19 protein-coding genes are annotated in these 16,329 nt (G+C 68.8%); 16 read left to right on the top strand and 3 right to left on the bottom strand.

The features are described 5' to 3' along the window. The first annotated feature begins 162 nt into the window (after positions 1-162). The 11 genes from lpdA to ABD419_RS10420 all read left to right on the top strand — a co-directional run bounded on the left by lpdA (position 163) and on the right by ABD419_RS10420 (position 10,043). Entirely contained in the window at positions 163-1,551 is a 1,389-nt protein-coding gene (lpdA, locus tag ABD419_RS10370) for a dihydrolipoyl dehydrogenase (protein ID WP_344485540.1), read from the top strand. 27 nt (positions 1,552-1,578) lie between these two features. After that, positions 1,579-3,354 carry a 2-oxoglutarate dehydrogenase, E2 component, dihydrolipoamide succinyltransferase gene (gene sucB / locus ABD419_RS10375; protein WP_344485543.1) on the top strand — a complete coding sequence of 592 codons (1,776 nt, stop codon included), beginning with the start codon at positions 1,579-1,581 and terminating at the stop codon, positions 3,352-3,354. A 196-nt stretch (positions 3,355-3,550) separates the two neighbouring features. After that, positions 3,551-3,982, top strand: a complete 432-nt coding sequence (locus ABD419_RS10380; protein WP_344485546.1) for a hypothetical protein — start codon at positions 3,551-3,553, stop codon at positions 3,980-3,982. Between the two features lie 115 nt (positions 3,983-4,097). After that, the gene (locus ABD419_RS10385) at positions 4,098-4,493 is read left to right on the top strand and encodes a hypothetical protein (RefSeq protein ID WP_344485548.1); all 396 of its coding nucleotides are present in this window, start codon (positions 4,098-4,100) and stop codon (positions 4,491-4,493) included. A 3-nt stretch (positions 4,494-4,496) separates the two neighbouring features. After that, positions 4,497-4,820, top strand: a complete 324-nt coding sequence (locus ABD419_RS10390; protein ID WP_344485551.1) for a hypothetical protein — start codon at positions 4,497-4,499, stop codon at positions 4,818-4,820. A gap of 1 nt (position 4,821) precedes the next feature. Beyond that, complete coding sequence (locus tag ABD419_RS10395; RefSeq protein ID WP_344485554.1) at positions 4,822-5,307, top strand: WXG100-like domain-containing protein; 486 nt, start codon at positions 4,822-4,824, stop codon at positions 5,305-5,307. Beyond that, entirely contained in the window at positions 5,307-5,849 is a 543-nt protein-coding gene (locus ABD419_RS10400; protein ID WP_344485557.1) for an EndoU domain-containing protein, read from the top strand. The genes ABD419_RS10395 and ABD419_RS10400 overlap by 1 nt, the downstream gene beginning before the upstream one ends. Then, positions 5,846-6,298: a hypothetical protein gene (locus ABD419_RS10405; RefSeq protein WP_344485559.1), complete on the top strand. Its 453-nt coding sequence runs from the start codon at positions 5,846-5,848 to the stop codon at positions 6,296-6,298. The genes ABD419_RS10400 and ABD419_RS10405 overlap by 4 nt, the downstream gene beginning before the upstream one ends. 47 nt (positions 6,299-6,345) lie before the next feature. Further along, the gene (locus tag ABD419_RS10410) at positions 6,346-7,317 is read left to right on the top strand and encodes an aminoglycoside phosphotransferase family protein (RefSeq protein WP_344485562.1); all 972 of its coding nucleotides are present in this window, start codon (positions 6,346-6,348) and stop codon (positions 7,315-7,317) included. Between the two features lie 71 nt (positions 7,318-7,388). Then, a complete protein-coding gene (locus ABD419_RS10415) occupies positions 7,389-8,210 on the top strand; it encodes a class I SAM-dependent methyltransferase (RefSeq protein WP_344485564.1) in 822 nt (273 codons plus the stop codon). Between the two features lie 201 nt (positions 8,211-8,411). After that, positions 8,412-10,043 (top strand): carbohydrate-binding protein, encoded by a 1,632-nt coding sequence (locus tag ABD419_RS10420; protein ID WP_344485567.1) that lies wholly within the window; start codon positions 8,412-8,414, stop codon positions 10,041-10,043. A gap of 145 nt (positions 10,044-10,188) precedes the next feature. Here the strand turns inward: ABD419_RS10420 and ABD419_RS10425 are convergent, their stop codons facing one another. Together ABD419_RS10425 and ABD419_RS10430 are read right to left on the bottom strand one after the other, a co-directional pair. After that, entirely contained in the window at positions 10,189-10,371 is a 183-nt protein-coding gene (locus ABD419_RS10425) for a DUF397 domain-containing protein (protein ID WP_344485569.1), read from the bottom strand. Further along, positions 10,368-11,177 carry a DUF5753 domain-containing protein gene (locus ABD419_RS10430; protein WP_344485572.1) on the bottom strand — a complete coding sequence of 270 codons (810 nt, stop codon included), beginning with the start codon at positions 11,175-11,177 and terminating at the stop codon, positions 10,368-10,370. Before ABD419_RS10430 ends, ABD419_RS10425 begins: the two co-directional genes overlap by 4 nt. Positions 11,178-11,395: 218 nt before the next feature. Here ABD419_RS10430 and ABD419_RS10435 point away from each other — a divergent pair, with 218 nt between their 5' ends. The 4 genes from ABD419_RS10435 to ABD419_RS10450 all read left to right on the top strand — a co-directional run bounded on the left by ABD419_RS10435 (position 11,396) and on the right by ABD419_RS10450 (position 13,461). Further along, positions 11,396-11,707, top strand: a complete 312-nt coding sequence (locus tag ABD419_RS10435; protein WP_344485575.1) for a hypothetical protein — start codon at positions 11,396-11,398, stop codon at positions 11,705-11,707. A gap of 354 nt (positions 11,708-12,061) precedes the next feature. After that, positions 12,062-12,361 (top strand): hypothetical protein, encoded by a 300-nt coding sequence (locus ABD419_RS10440; RefSeq protein ID WP_344485577.1) that lies wholly within the window; start codon positions 12,062-12,064, stop codon positions 12,359-12,361. A gap of 45 nt (positions 12,362-12,406) precedes the next feature. Next, positions 12,407-12,856, top strand: coding sequence for a MarR family winged helix-turn-helix transcriptional regulator (locus ABD419_RS10445; RefSeq protein ID WP_344485579.1), 450 nt, complete (start codon positions 12,407-12,409; stop codon positions 12,854-12,856). A gap of 23 nt (positions 12,857-12,879) precedes the next feature. Next, positions 12,880-13,461, top strand: coding sequence for an isochorismatase family protein (locus ABD419_RS10450; protein WP_344485582.1), 582 nt, complete (start codon positions 12,880-12,882; stop codon positions 13,459-13,461). On the opposite strand, the gene ABD419_RS10455 is transcribed toward ABD419_RS10450, so the two are convergent. Beyond that, entirely contained in the window at positions 13,448-14,452 is a 1,005-nt protein-coding gene (locus ABD419_RS10455; protein WP_344485585.1) for an SRA domain-containing endonuclease, read from the bottom strand. The genes ABD419_RS10450 and ABD419_RS10455 overlap by 14 nt on opposite strands. Before the next feature lie 76 nt (positions 14,453-14,528). Between ABD419_RS10455 and ABD419_RS10460 the strand changes: the two genes are divergently transcribed. Then, entirely contained in the window at positions 14,529-16,169 is a 1,641-nt protein-coding gene (locus ABD419_RS10460; RefSeq protein WP_344486121.1) for an FAD-binding dehydrogenase, read from the top strand. Positions 16,170-16,329 lie beyond the last annotated feature (160 nt).

Genomic DNA, 16,329 nt, shown 5'->3' on the forward strand with positions numbered 1-16,329 from the left:
CCTGTGTCCAGCCGCACACGAACTTGACTTTCGGAAGGTCCCAGCAAGCGGTTGAATGGTGTTGCACACTCCAAGCACCGGGTCTGGGCGACCACGAGTACCGCCCGGTGGAAGGATGGGCAGCGAACCTAAGCATCCGTTAAGTGGCAAGTGGGGAGAGCAATGAGCGACCCGAACGCAGGATACGACGTCGTCATCCTGGGCGGCGGCAGCGGCGGCTACGCGGCGGCGTTCCGCTCCGCTGAGCTGGGCCTGAAGGTGGCCCTCATCGAGAAGGACAAGGTCGGCGGCACCTGCCTGCACCGCGGCTGCATCCCCACCAAGGCCCTGCTCCACGCCGGCGAGGTCGCCGACACCGCCCGCGAGTCCGAGCAGTTCGGCATCCTCGCCGAGTTCAAGGGCGTCGACATGCCCGCGGTGAAGAAGTACAAGGACGACGTCGTCTCCAAGCTGTACAAGGGCCTCCAGGGCCTGGTCAAGGCCCACAAGGTCGACTTCATCCAGGGCACCGGCACCCTCGTCGGCCCGAACTCGGTGCAGGTCGACGACGGCCAGACCGTCACCGGCAAGCACGTCGTCCTCGCGACCGGCTCGTACTCCAAGACCCTCCCGGGCCTCGAGATCGACGGCGAGAAGATCATCGCCTCCGAGCACGCCCTCGAACTGACCGAACTGCCGAACAAGGCCATCGTGATCGGCGGCGGCGTCATCGGCGTCGAGTTCGCCTCCGCCTGGAAGTCCCTGGGCGTCGAGGTCGAGATCATCGAAGGCCTCCCCCGCCTCATCGCCGCCGAGGACGCGGACTCCTCCAAGCAACTGGAGCGGGCCTTCCGCAAGCGCGGCATCAAGTTCCACACCGGCAAGTTCTTCGAGAAGGTCGAGAAGACGGCGTCGGGCGTCCAGGTGACGATCCAGGGCGGCACCGTCGTCGAGGGCGACCTCGTGCTCGTGGCCGTCGGCCGCGGCCCGGTCACCGCGAACATCGGCTACGAAGAGCAGGGCATCACCCTCGACCGGGGCTTCGTCCCCGTGAACGAGCACCTCCAGACGAGCATCCCCGGCGTCTACGCCGTCGGCGACATCGTCCCCGGCATCCAGCTCGCGCACCGCGGCTTCCTCCAGGGCATCTTCGTCGCCGAGCACATCGCGGGCCTGAACCCGGCCCCGATCGACGAGACCGGCATCCCGCGCGTCACCTTCACCGAGCCCGAGGTGGCCTCCATGGGCCTCAACGAGGACAAGGCGAAGGAGAAGTACGGCGCCGACAAGATCAAGTCGGTCAACTACAACCTCGCGGGCAACGGCAAGTCGAACATCCTGAAGACCCAGGGCTTCGTCAAGCTCGTGGCGGTCGAGGACGGCCCGATCGTCGGCGTCCACATGGTGGGCGCGCGCATCTCCGAGCAGATCGGCGAGGCGGAGCTGATCTACAACTGGGAGGCGTACGCGAACGACGTCGCCCAGCTGATCCACATGCACCCCACCCAGAACGAGGCGATCGGCGAAGCGGCGATGCTGCTGGCCGGCAAGCCGCTGCACGCCCACGACTAATCCACAACCGCAGGAGTTGAACGAACGATGCCGACATCGGTAACGATGCCCGCTCTCGGTGAGTCGGTCACCGAGGGGACTGTCACCCAGTGGCTCAAGAAGGAAGGCGACACCGTCGAGGTCGACGAGCCGCTCCTGGAGGTCTCGACCGACAAGGTCGACACCGAGGTTCCTTCGCCGGTCGCGGGTGTGCTGCTGAAGATCGTGGTCCCCGAGGACACGGACGTCGAGGTCGGCGGCGAGCTGGCGATCATCGGCGACCCGTCCGAGGCCACCGGTGACGCCCCGGCCGCGCCGGCTCCCGCGCAGGAGCCGCTGCCCGAGCCCGAGGCCCCGAAGGCCGAAGCGCCCAAGGCGGAGGAGCCGAAGGACGAGGCCGCTCAGGCCGGCGAGGCTGCGAAGGCCGCGTCTTCCAGTGCCGCGTCCGGCACCGAGGTGCGCCTGCCCGAGCTGGGCGAGTCCGTCACCGAGGGCACCGTGACCACCTGGCTCAAGGCCGTCGGCGACACCGTCGAGGTCGACGAGCCGCTCCTGGAGATCTCGACCGACAAGGTCGACACGGAGATCCCGTCGCCGGCCGCCGGCACCCTGCTGGAGATCCGCGTCGCCGAGGACGAGACCACCGAGGTGGGCTCCGTGCTGGCGATCATCGGATCCGGCGACGCCGCTCCGGCCGCCGCCGCGCCGGAACCGAAGCCCGAGCCGAAGTCCGAGCCGACTCCCGCGGTGAAGTCCGAGCCGGAGCCCGCTCCGGCCCCGGCGCAGGCCGAGTCCACGCCGACCTCGCCGGCCCCGGCCGCGCCCGAGGTCGCCGAGGCCCCGGTCGCCGCCGCTCCGGACACGGCCGCCCCGGCGGCCGCGCCCGCCGCGTCGAAGCCGTCCGGCTCGTACGTGACGCCGCTGGTGCGCAAGCTCGCCGCCGACAACGGGGTGGACCTCTCGTCCGTCTCCGGCTCCGGTGTGGGCGGACGCATCCGCAAGGAGGACGTCCAGGCCGCCATCGACGCCAAGAAGGCCGAGGCCCCCGCGCCCGCCGCCGCCCCGGCCAAGGCCGCTCCGGCCCCGGCCGAGGTCAGCCCGCTGCGCGGCCGCACCGAGAAGATGTCGCGCCTGCGCCAGTCCGCCGCCAAGGCCCTGCTCCAGTCGATGCAGACCACGGCGCAGCTGACGACGGTGCGCGAAGTGGACGTCACCAAGGTGGCGAAGCTCCGCGCGGCCAAGAAGGACGAGTTCCTCGCCCGCCACGGCGTCAAGCTCTCCTTCCTGCCGTTCTTCTCGATCGCCGCGATCGAGGCGCTCCAGCAGTACCCGATCGTCAACGCCACCATGAGCATGGAGGAGAAGACGATCACCTACCCCGAGGCCGAGCACGTCGGCTTCGCGGTGGACACGCCCAAGGGCCTCATCGTCCCGGTCGTCAAGAACGCCGGCGACCTGAACATCCCGGGCCTGGCCAAGCGGATCGCCGAGATCGCCAAGAAGGCCCGCGACGGCGGCCTCACCCCCGACGACCTGTTCGGGGCCACCTTCACGATCACCAACACCGGCTCGGTGGGCGCGCTGTTCGACACGCCGATCGTCCCGGTGGGGCAGTCCGCGATCCTCGGCACCGCCGCGATCGTCAAGCGCCCCCGCGTGATCAACGACCCGGAGCTGGGCGAGGTCATCGCGGTGCGCTCGGTCATGCACCTGACGCTGAGCTACGACCACCGCCTCATCGACGGCGCCGACGCCGCCCGCTACCTCGAAGCGGTCACCAAGCGCATCGAAGAGGGCAACTTCGAACACCAGCTGGGCCTCTAGCGGCCTGACGACACCAGGGGCGCGGCGGGAGCAATCCCGCCGCGCCCCTTCGTCTCTCACGGGACCGCCGCCGCAGCCGTGATGCAGCTGCAAGTTTCCTCCCCAACTCGCGGCGATTACCCGTAACCGGAAACTCTTGTCTTCGTTGTTCCTACAACCCACCTTTTGTGACCCCACGCGGAAGTTAGGAACTCGAATGTCGATCGAGTACAACGAACTCCTCGCCATGCTGATGGAGACGCGCCCTGAATTCGCCACAGAGCTGTACAACTTCACCGACGGACCCGACCTCCCCGACCACGACAGCATCACCGTCAGCCGCAGGACCATCATCCTCCCCGAGCAACCCGGCCGCCTCCGCGTCTGCGTGGCGGCGGCCTACGCCAAGAGCGGCGAGCGCGTCATCGCCCTCCTCTTCGACGCCGTCCTCGCACCCGATCCGGCGCAAGCGGAGTCGTGGCTCCAGTTCATGACCGACGCCCAGCGGGCGCTCAGCTGCATGGTGGCCTTCGTGGTCCTCTGCCGCGACGCCAGGACCGCCGCCTGGGCCCTCACCTACAGCGAGGTCGGCGACATCGGCTGCTATGTGCTGCCCGTGGTCATTCCCTCCTTGCTCGCGAGCGCCTAGAATGAACCCGGCCCTCGCTGCCGCCCCCACCACGGCGGCGAGGGCCGCTCCCTGCCCGGCGGCGCCCGGGACGTTTCCGTGACCGAGTCGGGACGGTCCCTTTTAGCGTTCCCGCATGACCGACCCGCTCCGGTCCCTCGCGGACCTCACCAGCCTCGTGGACCGCGCCGCAGCCGTGGCCGACCGCGTGAACGCCGGCGGCGGCGTTCCACCCGTACCGATCCTCGCCTGCGAGGGCGCCGTCCGCGTCACCGCGGTCCCGCCCGGATACGTGCGGATCGAGTTCCTTGACGCCCGCTGCTTCCAACTCGGCCCCGAGGCGCTCGGCACCGCGGTCACGCGCGCGTGCAGCGAGGCCCTGGTGCGACTGCGGCAGTCGATCGACGCCGCGGCGGCGCTCGACACGTCTGCGGTCCCCGGCGAGTTCGCCGCGATCAGCGAGCGGGCGCGGGACTCGTTCGCCTCCGTCCTGGACACGGTCAAGCGCCTCCAGCGCTCGGACGGGAGGTGACCCGTGAGCGTGCGGAACGACCCTGACGAGCTGGAGTCCCAGGGGAAGCGCCTCGAGAACCTCGCGGCCGAGATGAACGACGCGATCGGGGTGTTCAACGACGCCGCCGGCTCCCTCGAAGGCTGCTTCGGGAGCGGCGCGATCGGTGAACTCATGGAGACCGGGCACACCGAGGTGCGGGAGACCGCACTCGACGTCTACGCCGAAGCGGCCCTGGGCGTCGGCGCCGCCGGCACCGACCTCGTCGGATTCGCCGCGGGCTGGCGCAAGTCCGACGAGGACGCGTCGAAGGACTTCGGACGCATCGGTGAACGGGCGCGGGGCTGACATGACGATCACGCTTCCCGACTGGCTCACCGAGCCGATGAGCTGGACCGGCTTCGAGTTCCCAACCGCCGACGAGGACAAGATCGCGGAGCTCGGCACCGCGTGGACCGAGCTCGCCGGAACACTCCGCCCGCTCACCGAGCAGGCGGCAGCGGCGGCCGCGGAAGTCTGGGGGGAGAGCAGCGGCGACGACATCGAGGCGTTCCAGACCTGGTGGGAAGGGCCGGACAGTCCCAAGAAGTCGCTCGAAGAGGGTGTCGAGGGCGCACTCGTCGCTGGCCAGGCCCTCCAGCTCTGCGCGCTCATCGTCATCGCGCTCAAGATCCACATCATCGTCGAGCTCGTGGCGGCGGTGATCGCGATCATCGCGGCGGCCGTCGCGGGCGGCGGCGCCGGCGCCGCCGTCGCCGCCGCCGTCAAGACGGCGCTCAAGGAGGCGGTCGGCGCGCTGATCGAGCACGCCCTGACGTCGCTGCTGGAGGGCTGATGGCACCGAAGCGCAGCGGGCTGATCACCAAGGCCCTCAACTACCTCAAGAAACCGCCGCGCCGCAAGGGCAGTGCGGCGCACAACCTCTCGGCCCGCGAGCTCACCCACCTCATGCGCGGTGAGCTGCGCACGTGGAACGGCGACCTCGTCGGGACCGGATACCACTACCGGCCCGGCGGCGAGGACCTGCCCGGGCGCAGGATCGGCGACGTCCAGGCGACGCACCCGAACGGTGTGTACGACGCCAAGACCGAGTACCGCAATCCGCACCCGCCGCCCGAATGGGTGCCGAAGAAGTCCTGGTCGAGCAAGGACGCGACGAACACGTTCTTCCCCGACAAGTGGAGCCCGCAGGACATCGACACGGCGATGAGCGAGTCGTTCAAGCACGGGCGCAAGGACCCCGACGGCAAGTGGTACGGCGAGCACAATGGGGTCTACATCAAGGGGTACTGGGACCCGTCGACCGGGCGGATAGGCAACGGGCACCCCGTCAGCCCGAACGAGTACGAGGACATGAGGAAGAAGCTCGGCAAATGAGGTTCACGATCGACTCCCGCGGCATCGAGTACGACATGGCCGACCCGCGCGACCACGCCCTCGGGAGCTGGCTCGTGGGCGACGTCGGCGCGTCCTTCTATGCGGCCCTGGCGGCGTTGAGCGGGGTCCACGACGTCGCGACCGGGGCGCTGCCCCGCGCGGACATGAACTTCGGCGGCTGGGACGTCGCCGTGCGGCCCGCCGATGTGGAGTTCACGATGGAGGGCATGCCGTGGCGGCAGACCTACCTGTTCGAGGAGGTGCGGCAGGCGCTGGAGGAGTACTGGGCGCTGCTGCTGCAGCATCGGAACACCCGCGACCCCGAGGTGACCTACCTCGTCCGGCCCGACCTCCCCCGCGCGTGGGCGGAGCTCCTGTCCTGGGAGGAGACCAACGGGCGCCACCCGTACCGGGGACGGCTCGGCATTCCGGTGCAGGGCCCGGCTTGAGCCGAAACTGGATTGCACCCGGTCCGCACCGGGGGCAGACTCTCCCCATGTCCCGATTCGGCGAGACCGTCCCGTACGACAGCACCGCGGTGCGCACCGGCTGGGAGACCCTCCCGGAGCCGGTGCGCGCCGCGGTGGTCAAGGAGCTGGGCGGCGCGCCCGCCGAGATCCGCATGGCCGGCAGCGGGTTCAGCGGCGGCTTCGCCGCGCGCCTCACCTCCGAGTCGGGCGCCGAGCTCTTCGTCAAGGCCGCGGGCGCCGACCGGTCGTGGGCCCTCGCGGCCTACCGGCAGGAGGCCCGCGTCAACACGGCGCTCCCCGCCGGCGTCCCGGCGCCCCGCCTCGAGTTCGCCGCGGACTTCGACGACTGGACCGTCCTCGGCTTCGAGGCCGTCGACGGCCGCGCCCCGACCCTCCCGATGTCCCCCCGCGACCTCGATCTGATGCTCGAAGCCTGGGCCCAGGCGGCCGCGGCCCTGACCCCGGCCCCGCAGGCCCTGCTCGGCCTCGGCGTGACGGCCGTGCCGATCGACGACAAGCTGCGCCAGTTCACCGGCGTCGCCGCGGGCCGGACGGCGCCGTTCTTCGTCCCCGCGCCCCTCGAGGGCCGCGTCGACGAGCTCGCAGCCCTCGAGTCCGGCATCGACGAGGCGATGGAGTCCGACGCGGTGACGCACTTCGACCTGCGCCCGGACAACATGGTCCTCGGCGCGGACCGGGCCTGGATCTGCGACTGGAACTGGGTCCAGGTCCACTCCCCCTGGTTCGACACGGTGTGCCTCCTCGTCGCCGCCCACGGCGACGGGCACGACGCCGACGCCCTCTTCCGCCGCCACCCCACCGCCGCCGGCGTCACGGCCGAGGAGCTCGACACCGCGCTGGCCTCGATCACCGGCTACTATCTCGGCGAGTCCGCGCAGGACCCGATCCCCGACGTCTCGCCGTACCTCCGCGCGCACCAGCGCTGGTCCGGCCTGGCCGCGGCCGACTGGCTCGCCCGGCGGCGCGGCTGGTCGTGACCGTCCCCGTCATCCCGGTGACCGCATGGTGAAATCCTGCTCCCACCAATTGGTATAGAGGGACTAGTCTCGTGCCCATGGCAAAAGAGACGGCGAAGTACATCCACGGCCACCACGAATCGGTCTTGCGGTCGCACGCGTGGCGCACCGCCGAGAACTCGGCGGCGTACCTGCTGCCGTACCTCAAGACCGACCACACGATCCTCGACATCGGCTGCGGCCCCGGCACGATCACCGCCGACTTCGCCGAGATCGCCCACGACGGCCGCGTGACGGGCGTGGACTACGTCGCGGACGTCCTGCCCAAGGCCGAGGCGGCGGCCGCGGAGCGCGGGGTGACCAACGCGAGCTTCGAGCAGGCCGACGTCCACGCGCTGCGCTTCGCGGACGGCACGTTCGACATCGTCCACGCCCACCAGGTGCTCCAGCACGTGAGCGACCCGGTGCAGGCCCTGTCCGAGATGCGGCGCGTGGCGAAGCCCGGCGGCCTGATCGCGGTGCGCGACAGCGACTACGCGGCCTTCACCTGGTTCCCCGAGTCGCAGGGGCTGACCGACTGGCTCGACCTGTACGAGACGGTCGCCCGCGCCGGCGGCGGCGAGCCCGACGCGGGCCGGCGCCTGAAGTCCTGGGCCCTCAAGGCCGGCTTCCCCGAGTCCGCGATCGAGGCGACCTCCTCCACCTGGACCTTCTCCGACGAGACCGACCGAAACTGGTGGGGCGACCTCTGGGCCGACCGCAGCCTGCACTCCGACTTCGCCTCGCAGGCCCTGGACGGCGGCCACGCCACCCCCGAGCAGCTCCAGGCGATCTCCGACTCCTGGAAGTCCTGGGGCCGGGACGAGGCCTCCTGGCTGATGATCCCGCACGGCGAGATCCTCTGCCGCGCCTGAGCGCGAGTCCGGTCCCGGGCGCCCGGGACCGGACAGCCCTTGCCTACCGCCGGGTATCTGAGCCCCGGGGTGCAGTGTGGATCCTCTTGGACACAGGGGACGGAAAATCATCAGATTTTTCTATATAGAAACTTTACAATCTATTAATCGGACTCTAGGCTGGGGCGCGTGGCCACACCCACCGTCTCATCGATTTTTCGCATGACCTGCGAGAAAGGCATGAACATGAGTCCTCGAAGGAGCATCGCCGCCGTCGCGGCCGCGGTGCTGACGGGAAGCGGAGCGCTCATCCTCAGCGCACCGTTCACCGCCAACGCACAACCCCTCCCCGCCCCCGACGTCGACCCCGCGGTACTCGCCGCGATGGAGGACGACCTCGGCCTCACCACCTCGGAAGCCCTCCAGCGCCTCGCGGCCGAGGACGCGGCGGTCGAGATCGAACACACCGCCACCGCCGAACTCGGCGCCGACTACGCCGGCACCTGGATCGACGCCGACGGCCGCATCGTCGTCGCCGCCACCGAGGCGTTCGCGACGGCCCTCGACGCCGACGGCTACCGCGCCGCCGTCGTCGACCGCTCATTCACGGAGCTGTCGGCCCTCGCAGCCGACGTCACGGCCGCGGTCGACACCCTCGCAGCAGACGACGTCTACAGCTGGTACGTCGACCTCCCCGCCAACGAGATCGCCATCGTCGCCGCCAGCGCCGAAGCGGCCGAGCGGGTCGCCGACGAAGCCGGCCTCGACGCCGACGCCTGGAGCGTCTCGGTCGAAGCCGAGCAGCCGGTCCCCTACCAGGGGTCGATCCGCGGCGGCGACGCCTACAACATCGGCGGGCAGTCCCGCTGCTCCGTCGGCTTCTCCGCCACCCACCCGACCTACGGGCAGGGCTTCGTCACCGCGGGGCACTGCGACATCGGCAACGGCCAGATCACCGGCGGCACCGGCGCGGGCGGCCAGTTCCGCCTGTCGCAGTTCCCCGGTGAGGACTGGGCCTGGGTCCAGGCCGGCACCGGCTGGACGGTGTCGCCGAACGTCAACCGCTACAACAACACCAACGTCACGGTCGCCAACGGCACCGAAGCGGTCGTCGGCGCCTCCGTGTGCCGGTCCGGTTCGACCACCGGCTGGTACTGCGGCGTCATCGAGGCCAAGGGCGTGCAGATCAGCTACCCCGAGGGCTCGCTCTCGGGCATGACCCGCACGACCGTGTGCGCCGAACCCGGCGACTCCGGCGGCTCGTACATCTCCGGCAACAGCGCCCAGGGCATCACCTCCGGCGGCGCGGGCACCTGCCCGAGCGGCTGGACGGTGTACGAACCGCTCAACCGGGCCCTCCAGCGCACCGGCGCGACCCTCACCACCTCGGGCGGCACCCAGCCCGGGTTCACGATGTCGGTCAGTCCCGGCACCGCGACGGTCCAACCGGGCCAGTCCACCACCGCGACGGTCGCCACCCAGACGACCTCCGGCAGCGCCCAATCGGTGAACCTCACCGTGACCGGCGCCCCCACCGGCGTCCAGGCCACCGTCTCCCCCGCCCAGGTCACCACCGGCGGCTCGGCGACCCTGACGCTCACCGTCGCGGCCTCGGCCGCCCAAGGCACCCATACGATCACCGTCACCGCGCAGGGCACCGTGACCCGCACGGCGACCTTCACCCTCGTCATCGGCGGCGGAGGCGGGGGCGGCACCTGGAGCGCCGGCACGCCCTACGCCGTCGGCGCCCTCGTCACCTACAACGGCGTCGGCTACCGCTGCGTCATCGCCCACACGTCCCAGTCCACCTGGACCCCGGACGTGACCCCGGCCCTCTGGGCCCGAACCACCTGACCTGACCCCGTCTGAACCGGTGCCCGAGGCGACGATCGCGCCTCGGGCACCGCTGCGAGCCTCTGTCGCGCAACGCAGAAGCCGGGGCCCACGAGCTGCGCTCGTGGGCCCCGGCTTGCAGTCGGTGTGTCAGCACCAGCCCCGGTCAGGGGCGCTTCACGTCGCGCAGCAACCCGATGAAGTCCGCAGTCTCCAGTTCGAACACCGGCGAACCCTCACCGAGCTTGCTGTCTCGGACTTCGAAGCCGGAGATGGCGTTTCGCGCCTCGACGCAGTTGCCTCCATCGCCGCCGCTTCGACTTGACTTTCGCCACCCGTTCCGACTCATAGTCTGAACTCCTTGATCGTCCTCGCCTGCCCAAGACCTGACTCGAATGCACGCCGGCAGGCTTGCACGGTCTCAAGCGCCTCCACGAATCGAGACTCACCGGTCGCCTCGAAGTAGACAAGGTCAGGATCCTTGTCATTAAGGAACGATAGTAGGTTGAAAGGTGCGATCAACTCGGGATGTGGCCCTGCCGAGAACGGCAGGTAGGCGATGGTGATGTTCGGCCGCTCATCCAGCTCGCACAGATGCTCCAGCTGCTCGAGGTCGCATCCGCTGCGGAGCGCCCCTTCCTGGATCAAGGCCCGAATCGTTACGGTCTCGCCTCGGTCGTCCATATCCTGCTGGCGCCGAAGTCGCAGCTCGATGAGGTTCTCCGCTTCGGTAGGTTCGAGTCGGTTGTTGTGGTCGTGCAGGCGGCGAACATAGCTCTCGGTCTGGAAGAGCCCTGGCACGAAGCTCATCTCATGCAGGTCGAGGCGCACCGCAATGCGCTCGAAACCCAGGTACGGGCTGAATCCGTCCTTCAGCCACGCCTCGGCGGATTCCGAGAAACTCGTGTTGTCAAGGACGTCCCACAGGCGCTGTATCTCGAACTTCTTCTGGGGGCTGGCTCCGAAGAGATCGCAGAGTGCGCCGATGACAGGGTAGGTCAGGTTCGTTCTCTCGCCTTTCACCAGGCGCGCAAAGGTTCTCGTTGAACCGCAGATCTTGATGATTCGAATTTCATTCGCCGGAACCCGCGCCGCATCCCGCATCTTGTCGAACTCGCGCCCGATCTCGCGGCGAAGCGCCTTCGCATCTGCCATCCGCCCAGTATCACACGATTCCCCTGCAACACAACCACCACGAACCACTCGGCAGTTTTGGTCGGCGTACTGCCGACCAAAACTGCCGAGCACGGGTGACCAGCAATTCTGCCCAGCCCTGACCTGTGGTTCCGCTCTTGAATCGCATGCAGCCGCCGATCTAACTTCGTTCCAACGCAATCGCCCATCCGATTGCCGAAGAAGAAGAGGAGGCAGTGATGCAGTATCCGAGCGTCCAGGGGAATCGTCGCCCGTCGCCGGCTCCACAGGAGATCGAAGTCGGCGTGGAAGTGGTCGGATCGACGCGGATCCGGTGCCTGCTCGATCCCGACTGGGGGTCGGTCATGTGCTTCCGGATCGCGCCAGGCGAGCTCTCGGTGTACCTCGGCGTGGTGACCGGACCCGGCACATCGACTCCGAACCTCCACCTCGTCTCCGAGCACAGCTGGCGCTTCCCGACTCCGGAAATGCGCGAGGCGCTCCGCCGGACGGTCCTCGACCTCTATCGCCGGTGGAGCGAGAACCGATGAGCGACACGAACGCCGCACTCCGCCCGGTTCCAGGTGAGCACAAATCAGACGGCGGCATTCCGCCCTGGTGCCTCACCTGCTCGGCGCACTACCGCTGCCCGATCCGCTTCCCTTGCGGCACCTACCGACTCACCGCGTCGGCAGCCAAGACCTGACCCGATCCGGTGTCGCGCGCAGTCTCCCCAGGACTCCAGCGCCCGGCACCGAGGGCCGCGCCCGGCCAGGTGGGGCCGGGCGCGGCCTCTATATGAACCAGCTCACCCACCATCCGAAACTGTCGGTGGTCGTCTCTACACTTTCCGCAACATCACTCCACCGACAACTGCACAACAACCAAAGATGCAGGAGACACCGATGTCAGCTCCAGAACTCGACGACCTCGCCGACTCGATCACGACCCTCGCCGGAGCCCGCAACCGGATTCCGCTCCCCACACTCCTCCGCGAGACCGCACTCAACGTCCTGATCCTCTCCCGCATCGCCTCGAACCGCCTCCCCGACAAGCTCCGCAAGGAGGACATCGAGACCGCGGCCGACCACCTGGTCACCCAGCTCCGCCACGCGGCATGGGAACTCCCACCCCCACCCCCGCTCGAATCTCCCTCACCTCCAGACCCCTCGCCACCACCACCGGCACCCCAAGGACCCATTTAGCCAACCCAACTTGAACAACCCAACTTGAAGATATAAGGTCGCGGGATGGCACAACCCCATCCCGCGACCGACACACCCGCGCCGCGCCTGGCTCGCGAGCTGCGGACGGTGTTCGGCCGCCTCTACCGGCGCTTCAAGGAGCTCTCCGACAACCAGGGCCTGACACCATCGCAAGCTTCGATCCTCAGCCGGCTGGGCAAGGAAGGAGAGGCTTCAGCCAGCGACCTCGCCGCGGCGGAACGGGTCCGCCCGCAAGCGGTGGTCCCCACGCTCACCGCCCTCGAGGAACGCGACCTCGTGCAGCGCCGCCCCGACCCCGGCGACCGCCGCCGTCAACTGATCGCCCTCACCGACTCCGGCAGGGCGATGTTCGAAGGCGCTCAACAAGAAGGCGACGAGTGGCTCACCAACGCCATCCAGGAACGCCTGACTCCCGCCGAACGACGCACCCTGTCCGAAGCCCTGACCCTCCTCGAACGCCTCACCACTCCCTGACCAGAACCCACAAGGAGACCGGCATGCCGATCACCGTTCTCGACGACCGCACCGCCCTGCTCGTGATCGACCTGCAGAAAGGAAGCGCCGCCCGCCCCACCGCACCCCACCCGCTCAGCCAGGTCATCGACCACACCATCACCCTCGCCGACGCCTTCCGGGCACACCACCTCCCGGTCTTCCTGACCCGCTTCACCTTCAGCCCCGACGGCGCCGACGCCACCCCCGGCCGCACCGACCTCGGCCCCCGCAGCCCCCAACCCCTCCCCGAAGGCTGGGACGACCTCATCGACCCGCTCGCCGGCCACCTTGAAGACATCATCATCACCAAGCGAAACTGGGGCTCCTTCCACGGCACCGACCTCGACCTCCACCTCCGCCGCCGACGCATCACCCAGCTCGTCATCACCGGCATAGCCACCAGCCTCGGAGTAGAGTCCACCGCCCGCTCAGCCCACGAGCACGGCTACAACGTCACCATCCCCACCGACGCCACAACCGACCTATCCCCCGAATCCCACCACCACACCACCACCCGAATCCTCCCCCTCATCGCCGAAACCGGCACAACGAAGAAGGTCCTGTCGATCCTCAGGAACCGCTGACAGGCCACCCAATGAACTCGCCGTTCTCCTCATAGACGAGTGCGAGTCCCGAGGTATCGATCAGGTTCTCGACGTCTGGGGTCGGCCTGTTCGGCAACAGGACCGCGCATCGTTCCCGCTTCGGAAGCAAATGCCGCCTGTAGTCCGCAAGTTGTCCGATAGCCTCGCGGACACGGCCTCTGGACGCATCGCCCTTGGCTTCGTAAAGCACCCGATCGGTCTCGTCGCAGGTGTCGGTGCGCATGATCCCCGGCTCGCCCTTGACTCTGATCTCGAACCGGCAGACGTCATGGTTCTTGTCCGCTAGAAACTTTTCGAAGCGTGCACACAACTCCGCCTCAAGGCGTCGCACCGTGACCGCCTCGCTCGCAGATCGGGTGGTCCGCGTGTTGAGGTTTCGCTCGGGAGCGATCCGCCGGCTCCCCTGGGGCCTCGCATGCTTGCCTCGAAATCGTCCGATCTCTCCCAGCGGGGCCCATTGAGTGATCTCGGTCCGGCTCGCGGGCGGGAGAGCGTAGGCCTCGTCCACGACCGTTCCGGCCTTCGGCCGCAGGCGGAACATGAATACGACCCGCTCACGATCGGTGGCATCGTGCACTAGGCGCTCGTAGACAGGTTCGGCCTCGTCGAGCTCGAATTCGCCGAGGTACTTGAATACCTGCGGCCCCTGACGTCTTCTTCGCGAGGCTACGAACACGCGCAGCGTCGTGCCATCGGCTTGATACTCCCTGATGGCCTTGTTGCCGCGCAGCATCTCCTGGTCGCCGATCTGGCCCTGCCCGGTGTACTCGTACACCGGGCCGTCGCCGTCGTCGGGGAGCCAGCCGTCGTAGTAGCCGTACTGCTCGCCGCGACTGGGGTCGGAGAAGATCAGGACCGAATCGGATCGCTTAGCAGGAAGAATGCCACCTTGGAGGGCGCCACCCCAGACCGCCTGGATCTCGGTGCGGGTCGCCTCGTCTCCTGGCGCGATGTCCTTGCCCTGTGTCATCTGCTGCCGTAACCTCCTGGAACAGGCTCGTAAAGCGAGATTCTATGCCGTGAGGCCACTTGAGAGGGTTCGGGCGATGGACACTGATGTCGTCGTTGTCGGGGGTGGGTTGGCCGGGTTGGTGGCTGCCTCTGAGTTGGTGCGGCTCGGGAAGACGGTGACGATCGTCGATCAGGAGGGCCAGCAGTCGCTTGGGGGGCAGGCGTTCTGGTCGTTCGGAGGGTTGTTCCTGGTCGACTCGCCGGAGCAGCGGTTCATGGGGATCAAGGACTCGCATGAGCTGGCCTGGCAGGACTGGGTCGGGACCGCCGGGTTCGATCGGGCGGAGGACGCGTGGCCGCGAAAGTGGGCCGAGGCGTACGTGGACTTCGCTTCGGGCGAGAAGCGGGCCTGGCTGCACTCGCTGGGGGTGCGGTTCTTCCCGGTCGTCGGGTGGGCCGAGCGGGGCGGGTACACCGCGCAGGGGCACGGAAACTCCGTGCCGCGGTTCCACATCACGTGGGGCACCGGGCCCGGGGTCATCGCGCCGTTCGTGCGGCTGGTCGAGCAGGCGGTCGTCGACGGGAAGCTGCAGCTGAAGTTCCGGCACCGGGTGGATCGGCTCGTCGTGACCGACGGCGCCGTCACCGGTGTGGCGGGGACGCTGCTCGCTCCGGACGAGTCGCAGCGGGGCGCCTCGACGTCTCGGGAGTCGCTCGGGGAGTTCGAGATCGAGGCCGGGGCGGTGCTCGTGGCGTCGGGCGGAATCGGGGGGAACTTCGATCTGGTGCGCAAGAACTGGCCGGAGCGGCTGGGGACCGCGCCGAAGCGGTTGATCTCGGGGGTGCCGGCGCACGTGGACGGGCGGATGCTCGGGATCGCGGAGGACGCCGGCGCGGAGCTGATCAACCGGGACCGGATGTGGCATTACACGGAGGGCATCGAGAACTGGGATCCCATCTGGCCCCACCACGGGATCCGCATCCTTCCCGGGCCCTCCTCCCTGTGGCTGGACGCGACGGGGAAGCGGCTGCCCGCTCCTTACTTCCCCGGGTTCGACACCCTCGGGACGCTGGAGCACATCGCGACCACGGGCTACGAGTACACCTGGTTCGTGCTGACGCAGAAGATCCTGGAGAAGGAGTTCGCGCTCTCGGGGTCGGAGCAGAACCCGGACCTGACCGGGAAGGACCTCAAGCTGCTGCTGAAGCGGGTGCTGCCGGGCGCGCCCGGGCCGGTGGAGGCGTTCAAGAAGCACGGGGCGGACTTCGCGGTGGCGGAGACGCTGCCGGAGCTGGTGGCGCGGATGAACTCGATCAGCGGGGACAACCTGCTGGAGTACGAGACGGTGCGGGCCGCGGTCGAGGCCAGGGACGCCGAGATGGGGAACAAGTTCACGAAGGACCTGCAGGTCACGGCCTTGAGAGGCGCGCGGAACTACCGGGGCGACAAGCTGATCCGGGTGGCGTCGCCGCACCGCCTGCTCGATCCGAAGGCCGGACCGCTCATCGGGGTGCGGCTGAACATCCTGACGCGCAAGACGCTGGGCGGGCTGCACACCGATCTGGACGGGCGGGTGCTGAAGGACGACGGGGAGCCGCTGCCGGGGCTGTACGCCGCGGGCGAGGCGGCCGGGTTCGGCGGTGGCGGCATGCACGGGTACCGGTCGCTGGAGGGCACGTTCCTGGGCGGCTGCATCTATTCGGGTCGGCAGGCCGCCCGAGGAGTGGTGAAATGAGTCACGGGCCTGATCGGCCGTGATCGGGCGGCTTGTCCGGTATGTCGAGGCATAGGGCGGTACCAGGCACGACGGGTCGAGGAGGGGGTCGCATGGGCGGTCTAAGGTGGGCGATAAGCGGCCTTCCTCACCCGCGAAGCCGAGCACTCCTCGCCTACCG

The sequence above is a fragment of the Glycomyces endophyticus genome, assembly GCF_039531525.1.
Taxonomy (GTDB): Bacteria; Actinomycetota; Actinomycetes; order Mycobacteriales; family Micromonosporaceae; genus Glycomyces; species Glycomyces endophyticus.

Bases quoted from the DNA above. Each gene is read 5' to 3' on its own strand.
- lpdA (WP_344485540.1), top strand. From the start codon at position 163: ATGAGCGACCCGAACGCAGGATACGACGTCGTCATCCTGGGCGGCGGC.
- sucB (WP_344485543.1), top strand. From the start codon at position 1,579: ATGCCGACATCGGTAACGATGCCCGCTCTCGGTGAGTCGGTCACCGAG.
- ABD419_RS10380 (WP_344485546.1), top strand. From the start codon at position 3,551: ATGTCGATCGAGTACAACGAACTCCTCGCCATGCTGATGGAGACGCGC.
- ABD419_RS10385 (WP_344485548.1), top strand. From the start codon at position 4,098: ATGACCGACCCGCTCCGGTCCCTCGCGGACCTCACCAGCCTCGTGGAC.
- ABD419_RS10395 (WP_344485554.1), top strand. From the start codon at position 4,822: ATGACGATCACGCTTCCCGACTGGCTCACCGAGCCGATGAGCTGGACC.
- ABD419_RS10400 (WP_344485557.1), top strand. From the start codon at position 5,307: ATGGCACCGAAGCGCAGCGGGCTGATCACCAAGGCCCTCAACTACCTC.
- ABD419_RS10405 (WP_344485559.1), top strand. From the start codon at position 5,846: ATGAGGTTCACGATCGACTCCCGCGGCATCGAGTACGACATGGCCGAC.
- ABD419_RS10410 (WP_344485562.1), top strand. From the start codon at position 6,346: ATGTCCCGATTCGGCGAGACCGTCCCGTACGACAGCACCGCGGTGCGC.
- ABD419_RS10420 (WP_344485567.1), top strand. From the start codon at position 8,412: ATGACCTGCGAGAAAGGCATGAACATGAGTCCTCGAAGGAGCATCGCC.
- ABD419_RS10425 (WP_344485569.1), bottom strand. From the start codon at position 10,371: ATGAGTCGGAACGGGTGGCGAAAGTCAAGTCGAAGCGGCGGCGATGGA.
- ABD419_RS10430 (WP_344485572.1), bottom strand. From the start codon at position 11,177: ATGGCAGATGCGAAGGCGCTTCGCCGCGAGATCGGGCGCGAGTTCGAC.
- ABD419_RS10435 (WP_344485575.1), top strand. From the start codon at position 11,396: ATGCAGTATCCGAGCGTCCAGGGGAATCGTCGCCCGTCGCCGGCTCCA.
- ABD419_RS10440 (WP_344485577.1), top strand. From the start codon at position 12,062: ATGTCAGCTCCAGAACTCGACGACCTCGCCGACTCGATCACGACCCTC.
- ABD419_RS10445 (WP_344485579.1), top strand. From the start codon at position 12,407: ATGGCACAACCCCATCCCGCGACCGACACACCCGCGCCGCGCCTGGCT.
- ABD419_RS10450 (WP_344485582.1), top strand. From the start codon at position 12,880: ATGCCGATCACCGTTCTCGACGACCGCACCGCCCTGCTCGTGATCGAC.
- ABD419_RS10455 (WP_344485585.1), bottom strand. From the start codon at position 14,452: ATGACACAGGGCAAGGACATCGCGCCAGGAGACGAGGCGACCCGCACC.
- ABD419_RS10460 (WP_344486121.1), top strand. From the start codon at position 14,529: ATGGACACTGATGTCGTCGTTGTCGGGGGTGGGTTGGCCGGGTTGGTG.